Source organism: Vibrio sp. Vb0304 (assembly GCF_033338995.1).
Lineage (GTDB): Bacteria > Pseudomonadota > Gammaproteobacteria > Enterobacterales > Vibrionaceae > Vibrio > Vibrio alginolyticus.
In genome coordinates, this window is record NZ_JAWOTT010000002.1 from 1 (window position 1) to 13,811 (window position 13,811).

At 43.7% G+C, this 13,811-nt stretch carries 12 protein-coding genes and 1 tRNA gene; 5 read left to right on the plus strand and 8 right to left on the minus strand.

All coding sequences use genetic code 11. From position 1 onward, the window contains the following. Positions 1-10 precede the first annotated feature (10 nt). Positions 11-85: transfer RNA gene (locus R7P35_RS05150), tRNA-Gly, on the plus strand. A gap of 16 nt (positions 86-101) precedes the next feature. Here the strand turns inward: R7P35_RS05150 and R7P35_RS05155 are convergent. Continuing rightward, entirely contained in the window at positions 102-959 is an 858-nt protein-coding gene (locus tag R7P35_RS05155; RefSeq protein ID WP_258458582.1) for a sterol desaturase family protein, read from the minus strand. A gap of 7 nt (positions 960-966) precedes the next feature. Beyond that, positions 967-1,977 (minus strand): DUF2804 domain-containing protein, encoded by a 1,011-nt coding sequence (locus R7P35_RS05160; protein ID WP_017633657.1) that lies wholly within the window; start codon positions 1,975-1,977, stop codon positions 967-969. 305 nt (positions 1,978-2,282) lie between these two features. On the opposite strand from R7P35_RS05160, the gene gdhA reads away from it, so the two are divergent. Continuing rightward, a complete protein-coding gene (gene gdhA, locus R7P35_RS05165; protein ID WP_115386589.1) occupies positions 2,283-3,635 on the plus strand; it encodes an NADP-specific glutamate dehydrogenase in 1,353 nt (450 codons plus the stop codon). Between the two features lie 76 nt (positions 3,636-3,711). On the opposite strand, the gene R7P35_RS05170 is transcribed toward gdhA, so the two are convergent. The 3 genes from R7P35_RS05170 to R7P35_RS05180 all read right to left on the minus strand — a co-directional run bounded on the left by R7P35_RS05170 (position 3,712) and on the right by R7P35_RS05180 (position 7,597). Beyond that, complete coding sequence (locus tag R7P35_RS05170) at positions 3,712-4,179, minus strand: OsmC family protein (RefSeq protein ID WP_054574650.1); 468 nt, start codon at positions 4,177-4,179, stop codon at positions 3,712-3,714. A 99-nt stretch (positions 4,180-4,278) separates the two neighbouring features. Continuing rightward, positions 4,279-6,636, minus strand: a complete 2,358-nt coding sequence (locus R7P35_RS05175) for an ATP-binding protein (RefSeq protein WP_318091809.1) — start codon at positions 6,634-6,636, stop codon at positions 4,279-4,281. Beyond that, the gene (locus R7P35_RS05180; protein WP_042523609.1) at positions 6,629-7,597 is read right to left on the minus strand and encodes a cytochrome-c peroxidase; all 969 of its coding nucleotides are present in this window, start codon (positions 7,595-7,597) and stop codon (positions 6,629-6,631) included. Before R7P35_RS05180 ends, R7P35_RS05175 begins: the two co-directional genes overlap by 8 nt. Before the next feature lie 498 nt (positions 7,598-8,095). Between R7P35_RS05180 and R7P35_RS05185 the strand changes: the two genes are divergently transcribed. Together R7P35_RS05185 and R7P35_RS05190 are read left to right on the plus strand one after the other, a co-directional pair. After that, positions 8,096-9,472: an NfeD family protein gene (locus tag R7P35_RS05185; protein ID WP_042523608.1), complete on the plus strand. Its 1,377-nt coding sequence runs from the start codon at positions 8,096-8,098 to the stop codon at positions 9,470-9,472. A gap of 10 nt (positions 9,473-9,482) precedes the next feature. Continuing rightward, entirely contained in the window at positions 9,483-10,265 is a 783-nt protein-coding gene (locus R7P35_RS05190) for a slipin family protein (protein ID WP_005373196.1), read from the plus strand. A gap of 41 nt (positions 10,266-10,306) precedes the next feature. Here the strand turns inward: R7P35_RS05190 and R7P35_RS05195 are convergent, their stop codons facing one another. Continuing rightward, entirely contained in the window at positions 10,307-10,741 is a 435-nt protein-coding gene (locus R7P35_RS05195) for a globin (RefSeq protein WP_017633662.1), read from the minus strand. Between the two features lie 243 nt (positions 10,742-10,984). Here R7P35_RS05195 and R7P35_RS05200 point away from each other — a divergent pair, with 243 nt between their 5' ends. Beyond that, the gene (locus R7P35_RS05200) at positions 10,985-11,641 is read left to right on the plus strand and encodes an NAD(P)H-dependent oxidoreductase (protein WP_017633663.1); all 657 of its coding nucleotides are present in this window, start codon (positions 10,985-10,987) and stop codon (positions 11,639-11,641) included. A 96-nt stretch (positions 11,642-11,737) separates the two neighbouring features. Here R7P35_RS05200 and choV read toward each other — a convergent pair whose 3' ends face one another. Both choV and choW read right to left on the minus strand, forming a co-directional pair. After that, complete coding sequence (gene choV, locus R7P35_RS05205) at positions 11,738-12,916, minus strand: choline ABC transporter ATP-binding protein (protein WP_258458581.1); 1,179 nt, start codon at positions 12,914-12,916, stop codon at positions 11,738-11,740. 2 nt (positions 12,917-12,918) lie between these two features. Further along, positions 12,919-13,761, minus strand: coding sequence for a choline ABC transporter permease subunit (choW, locus tag R7P35_RS05210; RefSeq protein ID WP_005392552.1), 843 nt, complete (start codon positions 13,759-13,761; stop codon positions 12,919-12,921). Positions 13,762-13,811: the final 50 nt, after the last annotated feature.

Here is a 13,811-nt window from a genome sequence, read left to right on the forward strand (position 1 = left end):
CTATCGATGCGCGGGCATCGTATAATGGCTATTACCTCAGCCTTCCAAGCTGATGATGCGGGTTCGATTCCCGCTGCCCGCTCCAATCTCTTTATCTCAATTTACTCATAAAAATCCGATGGCGGAGCGAACAAACGGCGGCAGCGTTGTTTCCATGATAAGTTTGGTCGAGTTACGTCATAAAACATGTCTTTCCATTCTGCAAACGTCACGCGGATGGGATTAAAGCTGTTTACAGGTTTAGAAACCCCATACCGAACCGTTTCCACCTCTGGTTCAAACGTTCCGAACATTCGATCCCAAATAATTAATACACCCGCATAATTTTTGTCGATGTACTGACGGTTCACACCATGATGAACGCGATGGTGAGACGGCGTGTTAAATACCCACTCTAGTGGCCCGAGCGAACGAATTGATTGGGTGTGAACAAAAAACTGTAAGCCCAGATTAAACAACACAACGAAGACAACCCATTTTGGCTCAAAACCAATAATCACCAAGGGCAACCAAAAAATCCACATCCCCGCTAGCGGATACATTAAACTTTGACGAAAGGCGGTACTGAAGTTCATTCTTTCCGAACTGTGATGAACAACGTGCGCGGCCCACATCCAACGAATACGATGGCTAGCCCGATGAAACCAGTAATAGAAAAAATCTTGCAGGACAACAAGTAAAAGAAAAGCTGAGACGCTCATTTCGATATCAAACAAACGCCAATCGAGCCACCACAAATACAACTGAGCAATCAGTAAACCCGTGAGTATGTCTGTCGCTTGGTGTAAGCCCGCAAGAACAAAATTACACGCTACTTCAGGGAAGTAATACGTCGCGCTTTCAGGCAAGCGTCCCCTTCTTTGTCCGAAGCAATATTCGGCAAGCATGCAGAAAAAGAAAACTGGAGCCAGAATCATCAGAAGTAATTCTGGGCGGTCCATCAACTGCGTCCAATCCATTGTGTTTCTACCATTTTGCATAGTGATCTTCAGTAAGACCCATAACTTCTTCTAACTGATGTTTGATGCCATTTCCATCGATAATATAGCCAGAGAAATAACCGATGTACTGACGAAAGTTACTTTTGAGAAGCCAAAAATTTTTCTTCTCTGAGCGTCGATTCAAAGGCGTGAACTGTAAGTTAACTCGTTTATCTTCCGACGTAATATGCCACTTTTGTCCTTCATCACTTCGTGAAAACTGAAACTGCACAGGTTGCAAAAAGTGACGCTGACCATTAATCCACAATACATTTTCGCAATAGCCAGTTTCATTAACGCCAGCTGCCAAGTTCAACCCCAGACGCCTGTCATCCTCAAAGCAATTGATACTCGCCCAGCGCCAACTTGTTTCTCGCCGCATGTACCCAGCGGAAAAATCGTAACCAGCAGCCACCTCTGAAAGATCTTGCTCTTTTCCTAATATGAACAAGTTACCGTCTACTGCTAACGCATTGTGCTTCTGAGTATATGTCCAACCCGCATAACCTGTTGGCGTACACAACATTAATGGCAAACTCATGTTTTCTGGACGTAAATAGAGATCCGCATTGACTGACTCTGTCACAAAGTGGACGTGCCAAATACCATCCTTAATAGAAAACTGAACTCTTTTGTTAGCAAGATGGGCAAGACTGCACCAACTGGAAGGCTGAGTTTGATAACCTATATTAAAAGGTTTCAACCATTGTTGCTCAATCAACTTATTCTTTTTAATATCAAATAGGTAGCAAAAGCCGGATGCTAAATACCGTATATCAGCAATCGCTACTCCAATGACGTAATCAGGTGTGACCAAATTGACGAACTGAAACTGCTTATAATCGCGGTAACGGCGCCACTTAGACACTGGCTTATCCATCTCATCGAGGTAAGTAAATTTATCTAGCTGTAACGATGTTGGAATTCCATCAAGGTGGCCAAACGCTGGTAGACCATTCTGCTGAATAAACGAGTTCAGAACCTTAAGCTCATCCATATAGTTGTCTTTTCACAAGTTATCACACACACAAACTTTAACATGACGTTAACATAAACAATTTGCGTAACTGCACAACAACATCGACTAAAGTGATTTCTGCTTGTTATATGTGAAACTGATCACTCAACCACCCGCTTACTTAGCTCGCCCTACCTATCTCAACCAACACTGCCTGGGTTAGAAGCTGCACATTCTCATCCGCAGGAAAGACCACTACAACCATTGAATCTTGGTCAAAATCACTATTTAATGGAAATGCATTCATATAAACTGATTGCTTATTCACATCAAGGAAGAAATCTATGTCATACATACACGATACTATTGTTGCGTTGCAACACAGTAGCCCTGCGCAAAAAGAATTTTACCAAGCGGTAGAAGAAGTATTAACTTCTCTCGCGCCGGTAATAGAAGGCAATAATAAATATAAGGAACAAGCGATTATCCAGAGGATCGTCGAGCCAGAACGTCAAATCATGTTTCGAGTTCCTTGGGTTGATGATGCTGGAAATGTACAAGTAAACAAAGGTTATCGAGTTGAATTCAACTCTGCTTTGGGGCCGTACAAAGGAGGATTGAGATTCCATCACTCAGTCAATGCGAGCATCATAAAATTTCTCGGCTTTGAGCAAATCTTTAAAAACGCACTGACTGGCCTTCCTATCGGTGGCGGCAAAGGCGGTTCAAACTTCGATCCTAAAGGAAAATCCGACGGCGAGATCATGCGATTTTGCCAATCATTTATGAACGAGTTGTACCGTCACATCGGTCCTACCACCGATGTGCCCGCAGGCGATATCGGTGTCGGGGCGCGCGAAATTGGCTATATGTTTGGTCAATACAAACGATTGACGGGCCGCTACGAAGGTGTGCTTACAGGCAAGAGTCTTCTTTGGGGTGGCTCACTCGCCAGAAAAGAAGCGACAGGATATGGCGCCGTCTATTTTGCAGAATGCATGCTCAACGACCGCAACGATTCATTGAAAGGGAAAACTTGTCTCGTTTCTGGTGCTGGCAACGTGGCTATCTACGCCATTGAAAAACTGTACCATATGGGAGCAACGCCAGTTACATGCAGCGACTCTCGAGGTATGATCTATCATGAGCACGGTATTGATCTTAAGCTCCTAAAACAACTGAAAGAAGTGAAAAGAGCAAGCTTAGAAGAATATTTAGAAACTTACCCTGAAGCAGAATACACACCAGAGGGCGACTATCCTAATGAAGGACATGCTGTTTGGCGATATCAGGCTGATGCTGCCTTCCCTTGTGCGACTCAAAATGAACTAACGTCAGACGACGCACTGGCTCTTATCGAAAACGGATGTATTTTGATTAGTGAAGGGGCGAACATGCCAACCACCCGTGATGCTGCCAATATTATCGTGGACTCAGACATAGCTTATGGGCCTGCCAAAGCAGCCAATGCAGGCGGCGTTGCAACCAGTCAACTTGAAATGGCGCAAAACGCCAGCATGCAAAACTGGACGTTTGAACAAGTGGATAGTCAGTTGCAAACCATCATGAAAAATATTTTCATCAATGCAAACGAAACCAGTAAAGAGTTTGGCCAACCTGGAAATTTAGTTTTAGGCGCCAACATTGCAGGCTTTAGAAAAGTCGCTGATGCAATGATTGAGCAAGGTGTCGTCTAGATGAACGAGCCAGCAGGATGACTGCTGGCTTAATATAACTCCGCAATAGGCCGCGCTTTTTGATAAAGAGCTCCACTTAATTCGCAATAAGCGTTGTCACTTCTGTTTTAACGGAGTTGGCGATAAAGCAATTCTCATGGGCCATGTGGTGCAGTTTTTCTAATTGAGATGGTGTCGGTTGTTTTTCACCTGAAAATGTTATCTTAGGGTTTAACGTTACCTTTGATACCCACTCTTTTCCGTTTTCGCCTTTTTCAAGCTCCCCTACCGCTTCATCGAAGTAACTGTCCACAACGTAACGCCGCTTTGCTGCAATAGACAGGAAAACGAGCATATGACAACTAGAAAGTGCCGCGACAAACGCTTCTTCTGGATCAACGTTTTCTTCTACGGATAGTGGTAATGGTACTACGCGGGGAGATGGAGATGCTGGGACTTGCAACCCTCCATCAAATTGCCAAATGTGTGCCCTACTATACTTATTATCACTAAACTCTTCCCCAGCTTTACGATGCCATTTGATTAAAGCGGAATGCTTACTCATTCTAACTCCCTGATTTTCCGACGACGAATCAACACTATCCGTCCTTGCCACAGTAAACCACAACAAAATGAGTTAAGGAAAGCATCGCACTCACAGGGACTATAAAATCTGTTGAGGATCGGCATTGTTCTTCTGGATATCATCCAAAAGTCTATGAGACTGATGGATGTTGACCTGTAACCGATTGATCAGCATCTGCAACTGCTCAATCTCGGGACTTTGGTTGGCTTTAAGTTGAGTTTCCAGGGCCTCCGTTTGGCTCGCCAAAATAGGTAAACTTAGGTTCAGTGCCATCCCTTTCGTTTTGTGCAACGTCAGCGCTAATGAAGCAAAGTCTTCAGCCATAAAGTATTCAATAAGCTCATCAACAGATGTCTCAAAATCGACAATAATGCTTTTTAGCAGCTCGTCAAGCGCTTCTGGCTCATCTCGTAAAGAAGTAAACATGCCTGAACGGGAGAGTTCTTCCTCTGTTAACCTTAAGTTCTCGATTGGCTTACGTTGCAACTGAAGCACATTGCTGTCATTCGTTAGTGGCGGATTCCGTTTCGGTTCGAGTCTGGCTGCAAACTGTTTGAGAGCGTCTGAAAAGCTCTCATGCTGTAGCGGTTTTGTAAGCACATGGTCTGCTCCTGCTTCAATAAAGCTATCGTGAGCTTCACGAAATACGTCTGCCGTGTACGCAAAGAGTAATGTCTTGATACCTAACTCTTGTCGGATAACGCGTGTCGCCTCAACGCCATTCATCTCGGGCATATGGTTGTCCATCAAGATCAGGTCGTACTCCTTCTCTTTCGCCTTTTTAACCGCGATTAATCCATTTTCTGCAACATCCACTTCATGCCCAAGCTTTTCGCAAAACCCTTTTGCCACAATGGCATTCACACGGTTATCATCAGCAAGTAGTATCTTTAAATGGTGTGATTTTGCGCGAGGTTTCGGTGCTTCTTGCTGCTTTTTCGGAGCAGATTCTACCCAAGGAATCGGCAACTCAACGATAAATTGACTTCCAACGCCTTCTATACTCTTGAGAGTAATATGGCCCCCCATCAAATCGGTTAGTTTTTTGACGATGGCTAACCCAAGCCCTGTTCCGCCGAATCTTCGAGTCGTTGATGAGTCTGCTTGCTCAAACGAGTTAAAAATATGCTCGTGCTTGTCTGGCGCAATACCAATACCGGTGTCGCTCACGCGCATGACCAACAACTGATTCGATTCATCTAACTCGGTTCTAACCAGCACATGCCCTTCGTTGGTAAACTTCACCGCGTTACCGGCGAGATTAAACAAGATCTGTCGTAAACGCGCACAATCCCCAGTAAATTCAGTATATTCAGAAACCTCGTTTTCCAAGATTAACTCGATATTTTTTTCATCAACAAGTGGTTTTATTGCGCTACACACCGGAGAAAGCACTTGATCGAGCTTAAACTTAGCTTGCTCAAATTCCAGTTTGTTTTCTTCAACTTTAGAAAAATCCAAAATATCGTTGAGGATAGTCATCAGATGCTGGCCAGAGTCAAGAATAACCCTAATGTGCTCTTTCGTCGTCGGCTCTTTGGTCTCTTCTGCAATCATTTGAGAAAGCCCTAGTACGCCATTCATCGGCGTTCTTAGTTCGTGACTCATTGCAGCAAGAAAATTTGATTTCGCTTTTGCCGCTCGCTCGGCTTTGTTTCTCGCCTCTTCAATTTCAAGATTCAACTGTTTTAAGTTATGCATTCGGTGATGTGACTGATAAACAAACGCGCTAACTAGAAACATCACCGCGATAAATACAAACAACCACGTAAAACGCGCCTCACTTTGAGCAATATTGAGTAACCGATGCTCTGAGCTTTCGACAAACTCAATATAAGTGTGATCAAGCAGTTCATTCGTCAGCAATTCAATTCTTTTATCACTCGTTTGAAGCCGTTTAAGGAAGCTCGCTTCTTTTTCACTCTCAACTTCAGTTTGTGTTAGAAGCAACTGGTTGAGAAATTCAAAATAACGACTGCCACCCAATGATTGACCGCTCTCGGTAGAAACCTCTTGCTGATATAAATTGAACAACATGAGTAATGCATACCGATTTTCTACCTGAACACCAATTAACATATCAAGCTTCAACGTTGTTTGAAGCACTCGCTCCTTAAACTGTTCAAGCGTATCCCTAACTTTTATACGATTGGGTGTCACGGGAAACCAAACTGATGCCTTTGATGATTCCAACAGTGCCTGTGCTGCGATTTCTATCTCTACTAAAGATGTTGTTAACTCATAGTTTTTCCTATCTTCAACGGCATATCGGTTCACGATAACATCACGCTCTTCAATCAACTCATGTCCGATATTCATTAGCCCTGCATGAAATTCTTGAGCGTTTTTTGAATTCATATACGACATATACGCCAGTGTGCAGCACGTCAGTATCCCAATAAAAAAGCAAAAGTTGATCAGTTTGAATTTATTCATTTTCCAACACCTCTAAAATTATGGGTCTAGGTGCTGTCAACGACTGCAAGAATGCTTCAATGTCCGCGACATTCTCATCGTTCATCGTTATACCGAGCTGGGTTTTAGCCATGATTTGTATCGCGTCGGATAACTTATCGACTTGCCCATTATGAAAATAAGGACTCGTTAGCGCGACATTGCGTAAACTGGCTACTCTAAAATAGAATCGCTCTTCATCTTCTATCGTAACGAGTTGCCTGCCCGAGTCCTCTACTACTGGCTTATCCTTGAAATAGGCGAACCTTTGGATCATCGCTCCGCCGATATTTTTGCCCTGATGACACTGCACACAACCTGAAGTCTGAAATGTTTTCCAACCTCTGATTTGCTGTTCACTCAGTACATGCGTGTAACCCAATAAGTAAGCATCGAATGGTGCGCCAGGCGTCTGCAGCGCTTCAACAAACTCCACAATAGCGGACTTGATATTATGAACGTTAATCGGCAATTCACCGTCACGATTAAATAGAGCTTGATAATGTTCACTCTCTTTTACATATTGCTCTATTGTTTGCCAGTTTGAGTCCATTTCCATTGGATTATGGATTGGACCATCAATCTGAGCCATCAAGGTGTTTTCCGTACCATCCCATAAAAAACGATAATTTAACGCTGCATTAAACACTGTTATAGAATTTCTAATTCCATCACCTTTCACCCCCGTAGAGACAGGTGTATTTTCAGCGCCATTGGTTTGCAGATTGTGGCATGTCGCACAGCTGACATTACCATTTGACGATAATTGAGGATCGCGGAAGAGATGCCAGCCAATTCTCGCTAGCTTAATATCCACATTAGGATCACCCTGTATGGGCTGAACTAGGGAGATATCACCTAACATCTTCGCGTTTCTTGCGGTTGTTGTTTGGCTCAAAATGAGTGTTACAACAGCTAGTGCGATTGCGCTGAATTGCCTCATCAACTACATACCTTAAACTTGTCATTGATATGAATTTAGTTGCATTTTGGCGTTTTTTCCACCGACAGGAAGTTGAAAAAACGAGTTAAGTATTGCTTTGTTTAAGGCTTTGGTTGAAGAGGGAGTAATAAGGCGAATAGGAAGAAACCTATCGCCTTATGAGTAGCTAACGTATTGAAATCTGAGTTTAGTGTAGAAAAGCCAAAAACCGTTGAAACCAAGTCACCTCTCCATAGGAGATCAGATCGAAAATAGTAAAGAAAACGGCACAGATAACGGCCAAGTTAATCAAACGCTGAACAATAAACATAAACATCACAATTACCAATAATTTGCTTTAGTTTACTATCTCACACAGCGTTTATATATAAAAAAGTAGTCTCCTAATTAGCCTCGGCAACTTATTCATTAGAACCTATACTCAAGCATCTCTAAGTTATTTGGATATACTTGAATTAGGATTTCAAAAAGTCCCTGTGACCACACAAGGAGGACTGCATGAAACGACTATGGATATGGTTCTTACCTTTACTCTTGATTGCCAGTCAAGCACTGGCGAATACCGTTTGGATTGTTCCTGTCAAAGGCGCTATAGGGCCTGCTACTAGCGACTATTTATCTCGTGAAATAGAAGAAGCTCAACTAAACGGTGTCAGTTTAGTGATCTTAGAGATGGACACACCAGGCGGCTTAGATAGCGCAATGCGAGATATTATTCACGCGATTACCACCTCCTCGACTCCCATTGCGACTTGGGTCGGCCCATCTGGTTCTAGAGCCGCCAGTGCCGGAACATACATCTTGCTCGCTAGTCACGTAGCCGCCATGGCTGAAGCGACAAACCTCGGAGCTGCAACGCCCGTCGCGTTAGGTGGTGCGCCTCAACCTCCTTCATCGGATGATGGCAAAGATCAAAACGCGGAAGAAACGCCAGAAGGAACCAACGAAAGCTCAGAAAAAGTTCCCGCTAAAACCGCAATGGAGAAAAAGGTAATTAACGACGCCAAAGCCTACATTAAAGGCTTAGCAAAACTTCATGGACGAAATGCAGAATGGGCAGAGAAAGCAGTAAGCGAGGCGGCGAGCTTGGATGCAACAGAAGCATTAGAATTAAACGTGATCGATTACATCGCCAATTCGCCAGAGGACTTAGTCAAAGCCATAGATGGGCAAACTGTTAAAGTAAACAATCGCACTGTGACATTGTCACTTGAAAATCCAACATGGGTTGAAAGAACGCCAGATTGGCGAGCAGAAATGTTAGCCGTTATCACCAATCCAAACGTTGCCTACATTCTAATGCTCATCGGCATCTACGGTTTACTTCTTGAATTTTACAACCCAGGAATTGGCTTACCCGGTGTGCTAGGTGGGATTTGTCTGCTTCTTGCCATGTACGCACTACAAATGATGCCTGTCAACTACGCAGGTCTTGGTCTGCTGTTACTCGGTATTGCACTAATGATAGCGGAAGCATTCAGTCCGAGCTTTGGTATTTTGGGGTTAGGCGGCGTTGTCGCCTTTGTACTCGGTTCGATATTTCTCATGGACAGTGAGTTACCAGGGTTCCAGATCGCCCTTCCTTTGATTTTTGGTATTGCCATATTTTCCGTAGCTCTAATCGTGCTGACCGTCGGCCTGCTGCTCAAAATTCGCCGCCGGCGTGTAACGACGGGTTTAGAGACTTACCCTGGGAAGGTCGCTGTGGTAAGCGATGACTTTATCGATGGCGAAGGACGCGTTCAACTCAACGGTGCGTTATGGCGAGCTAAAGCCAAAGACCATCAACAATTCAAACAAGGTGATCACGTCACCATTGTTAATGTTAAAGGGCTGACCTTAACTGTGATGCCTGATGACCGCCAAAATAAATAGGAGGCGCTTTATGATGCTCTATACCGTTGCGGTGATCGTGGTGCTGCTGTTCGCACTAGCGACCCAAATGTTCAAGGTTTTGAGAGAATACGAACGTGGGGTTGTGTTCTTTCTTGGTCGATTTCAAGAAGTCAAAGGACCTGGTTTGATCATCCTTATCCCATTTATTCAGCAAATGGTGAGGGTTGATTTACGTACTGTCGTTTTGGATGTGCCGACACAAGATTTAATTACCAAAGATAACGTTTCTGTGCGCGTCAACGCGGTCGTTTATTTTCGCGTAGTCGATCCTCAAATGGCGATTAACAATATTGAAAGCTACAGCGATGCTACCAGCCAGCTAGCACAAACCACGCTGCGCTCGGTATTGGGTCAGCATGAACTCGATGAATTGCTATCAGAGCGAGAACGCCTCAATAAGGATTTACAATCCATTCTCGATCAACAGACTGATGACTGGGGAATCAAGATTGCTACGGTTGAAGTCAAACATGTTGATTTAAATGACAGCATGGTCAGAGCCCTAGCCCGTCAGGCAGAAGCAGAACGTAACCGTAGGGCGAAGATCATTCACGCTACTGGTGAGTTAGAGGCTTCAAATAAATTAAAAGAAGCAGCGCAAATGCTCAACGAAGCACCGAATGCACTGCAATTACGTTACATGCAGACACTCACTGAAATCACTACAGACAAAACATCCACTATTATTTTTCCAATGCCGATCAATCTTGTCGAAGCTGTCAGTGATATCGCCGAAGCGGTGAAAAAGAATAAAGAGACACAAGATAAGTAAGATTCTGCCCCTAGGAAGTAACGACCACTCACGTTACTTCCTTATTTGGTACTCGCTTTAAGGATGTGCCCATCTTCTTTATCACATTCTTGTTTCATTACTTCTAAGCCCGTTTTAAAGCATGTTCGCCAAGCGGTTTCAACATCGGCATCGTACCCAGAATCACACTGCCGAACCGTTTCTAACAAACTCTCAAGCCAAACATCAAAATCCTGCGGCTCTATACCAATATCTGCACTTGCATGCTTTTTCCCATACTTTTCCACCATTTTGTGCGCTTCGGTCGAGGTATCTGCCATCATAAAAAACACGATAGACCCTCTAAGCATTCTCACTTGTTGGTGCATGTCTATACCGTCAAACTTCTGTCTAAAGTTGGCGCTTTTCGACCATAAATTTTTGTAGAACAAGTCGAAAAACTCCTGATCTGAAGTACAACGTTCATAGCTATCATTAAAAACTTCAATCACGTTCATGTTGCTTTCCCCTACGTCTCAATATGAGTTTAATTTAATATCAAATAAAAGCTTCCAAATAAGGACTTTTAAGTTTCAAATCGATCAACTCACATCGATTTTCAACAAAAAGTAAAAAGTGATTTAAATAAACACCCTCTTATCAATGAAAAAATATCCATTATCATGAACCCATATTCGAGGTACGCATGGTTTTCGATGCTAGTGCATCCTCATCTGTCATCACATAAAGAGGATATAAACGTGTCCCATCAAATCATTACCGATCTAAATAACCGTTACACTGCAAAAAAATATGATGAAACCAAGCGCGTTTCTCAAGAAGACATGGCGATAATCAAAGAAGCACTGCGTTTGTCGGCGTCTTCTATCAACTCACAACCATGGAAATTCATCGTTATTGAAAGTGATGAAGCGAAGCAACGTTTCCACAATACGTTTGCAAATATGCACCAGTTTAACCAACCACACGCGAAAGCCGCATCACATACGATTCTGTTTGCTTACGATCCTAAATTTACTAAAGAGAAATTTGCGAAACGTGTGGATGCAGAAGTAACATCTGGCCACTTGCCAGCGGAGATGTACAACAACTTTATGGGTGCTTACGCTTTTGCCGATGCAAATACGGACGAAAATGGCTTCAACGGAAACTGGACAAAAGCACAAGTCTATTTGGCACTAGGCAACCTACTACACACATTGGCACGACTAGGCATTGATTCAACACCGATGGAAGGTGTCGATCCGGCTCTGATTGGAGAAGAGTTTAAAGAAGAGCTCGAGGGCCATATTTGTGAAGTTGCGCTGGCGATTGGCTACCATAAAGATGGGGAAGATTACAATCATGGTCTTCCAAAAGCACGCCTTGCAATGGATGAGGTAATTACGACTCTATAGTCGACCATTGTCTTAGCTTAGCGACTTAACTCATTGTTTAAACTAAAAAGAGCCGCATTAATGTGCGGCTCTTTTTTACTTGGTTCTGCGTCAACGTTACGCAACTTGCTCTGACTTAAAATTACCAAGCAATGCATCGTAAAGCTCATTGTCGCTTAACACACCAACCAGCTTATTATCTTCAACCATAAGCAGAGGCTGATTGCTGCGCTGTTTAAGTTCAATCGCTTCTCGCATACTGATTTCTGGGCTAACCTGAACCAGAGAGTTTTCATTAACTTCATCAAGGTTCGAAGAATCGCTCTTCCATTGAATCAACGATTTACCTTTATCCGCTAAACTTAACCCCTTGCTCTCTTGTATCACCCAAATATCTTTATCAGGGCAAATCAGAACACGCGTATCTTCGCGAACCAAATCGTCACGCATTAAGGAACGTCCCTTCAGCACATTTAATGGATTAGTGTGAGCAACAAAGTCCGCCACATAATCGTTTTCTGGAGCAAGAATGATCTGTTCTGGCTTGCCATGTTGAATCAGCTTTCCTGATTCCATAATGGCGATGTTGTTGCCGATTTTAAGCGCCTCATCCAAGTCGTGACTCACAAAAAGAATGGTTTTGTTTAGCTTTTCTTGCAGCAGAATCAATTCATCTTGAAGCTGAGCACGAATCAATGGGTCAAGCGCTGAAAACGGCTCATCCATTAACAAGATATCTGTGTCCATCGCGAACGCTCGCGCTAGGCCAACACGCTGCTGCATACCACCAGAGAGCTCGTGCGGGAATTTCGTTTCCCACTCAGACAAACCGACCATTTCGAGCTGTTCACGCGCTTTTTTACGGCGCTCAGCTTTACCAATGCCTTGCATCTCTAGACCAAACGCTACATTGTCTAACACCGTTAACCATGGCATCAATGCAAACTTCTGAAACACCATGGACACGCGGTGCGTACGAAGGTGGCGCAGCTTCTGTTCGTCACAGTTAGAGAGCTCAACCATATCGTCGCCATCTTTGATTTTCAGAGAGCCACGAGAGATATCGTTCAATCCGTTAACCGTTCGCAGCAAACTTGATTTACCCGAGCCCGAAAGCCCCATCAAGACACAGATCTCACCCTGTTTCACGTTCAGCGAAACATTATCAACCCCAACCACTTGGCCAGTTTCATCAATGATTTCTTGTCGAGACTTCCCTTGATCTAGTAGTGCTAGCGCCTGTTCTTGTTGCTGACCAAAAACGACATCAAGATTTTTAATAGTAATAGCGTCCATGATTATGCCTCCTTCTGGTTTGGTGCTTTACACAAGCGATCAAGAATGATGGCAACGAGTACAATCGCTAAACCCGCTTCAAAACCTTGTGAAATGTTTACCGTATTCAGTGCACGTACGACTGGCTTACCAAGCCCATCAGCACCAACAAGCGCCGCAATGACAACCATAGACAAAGACAACATAATACATTGCGTAACACCGGCCATAATACTTGGTAATGCCGCAGGCAACTCCACCTTAAACAGCAACTTCATGCGGCTGGCACCAAATGCTTTACCCGCTTCAAGTAGCTCCTCCGGAACTTTAATAATGCCGAGGTACGTCAATCGAATTGGCGCAGCGATAGCGAAAATGATGGTCGAGATTAGACCAGGGACAATACCTAAGCCAAACAGAACCAAGGTTGGAATTAGGTAAACGAATGTCGGTACGGTCTGCATCAAATCGAGTATTGGCCGCAACAAGGTGTATAACCAAGGACGGTGCGCCGCCATAATGCCCAACGGCACGCCAATTAATACGGAAATCGTTGTCGCTGCAAACACAAGGACAAAGGTTTCCAGCATTTCTTGCCAGTAACCAAGGTTGAGAATTGCGAGTAAGGCCAACACGATAAATACGACAAGAGGAATGCTGCGATGTAAGAACCAAGCAATTGCCGCCGTCATAATGATTGGCGCTGCAGGTGGCATCCATTTAAAAATGTCCACCACGAAAAGAATGATCGTTTCAAGTGTAATAGAGATTGCATCGAAAAAACCCGATGCATTGATGGTTAACCAATCGACGCCAGTTTCCATCCATTGGCCCAACGGTAGTTTGTTGTCCGTAATAAAATTCAAAATAAAACCTTTGTGTTAATGAAGCGGGCAAAACTCTGCCCACTTTCTTT

Excerpts from the sequence above, each read along its gene's own strand:
- R7P35_RS05155 (WP_258458582.1), bottom strand. The coding sequence starts at position 959 with ATGGATTGGACGCAGTTGATGGACCGCCCAGAATTACTTCTGATGATT.
- R7P35_RS05160 (WP_017633657.1), bottom strand. The coding sequence starts at position 1,977 with ATGGATGAGCTTAAGGTTCTGAACTCGTTTATTCAGCAGAATGGTCTA.
- R7P35_RS05195 (WP_017633662.1), bottom strand. The coding sequence starts at position 10,741 with ATGAACGTGATTGAAGTTTTTAATGATAGCTATGAACGTTGTACTTCA.
- R7P35_RS05170 (WP_054574650.1), bottom strand. The coding sequence starts at position 4,179 with ATGAGTAAGCATTCCGCTTTAATCAAATGGCATCGTAAAGCTGGGGAA.
- R7P35_RS05175 (WP_318091809.1), bottom strand. The coding sequence starts at position 6,636 with ATGAATAAATTCAAACTGATCAACTTTTGCTTTTTTATTGGGATACTG.
- R7P35_RS05185 (WP_042523608.1), top strand. The coding sequence starts at position 8,096 with ATGAAACGACTATGGATATGGTTCTTACCTTTACTCTTGATTGCCAGT.
- choV (WP_258458581.1), bottom strand. The coding sequence starts at position 12,916 with ATGGACGCTATTACTATTAAAAATCTTGATGTCGTTTTTGGTCAGCAA.
- gdhA (WP_115386589.1), top strand. The coding sequence starts at position 2,283 with ATGTCATACATACACGATACTATTGTTGCGTTGCAACACAGTAGCCCT.
- R7P35_RS05190 (WP_005373196.1), top strand. The coding sequence starts at position 9,483 with ATGATGCTCTATACCGTTGCGGTGATCGTGGTGCTGCTGTTCGCACTA.
- R7P35_RS05180 (WP_042523609.1), bottom strand. The coding sequence starts at position 7,597 with ATGAGGCAATTCAGCGCAATCGCACTAGCTGTTGTAACACTCATTTTG.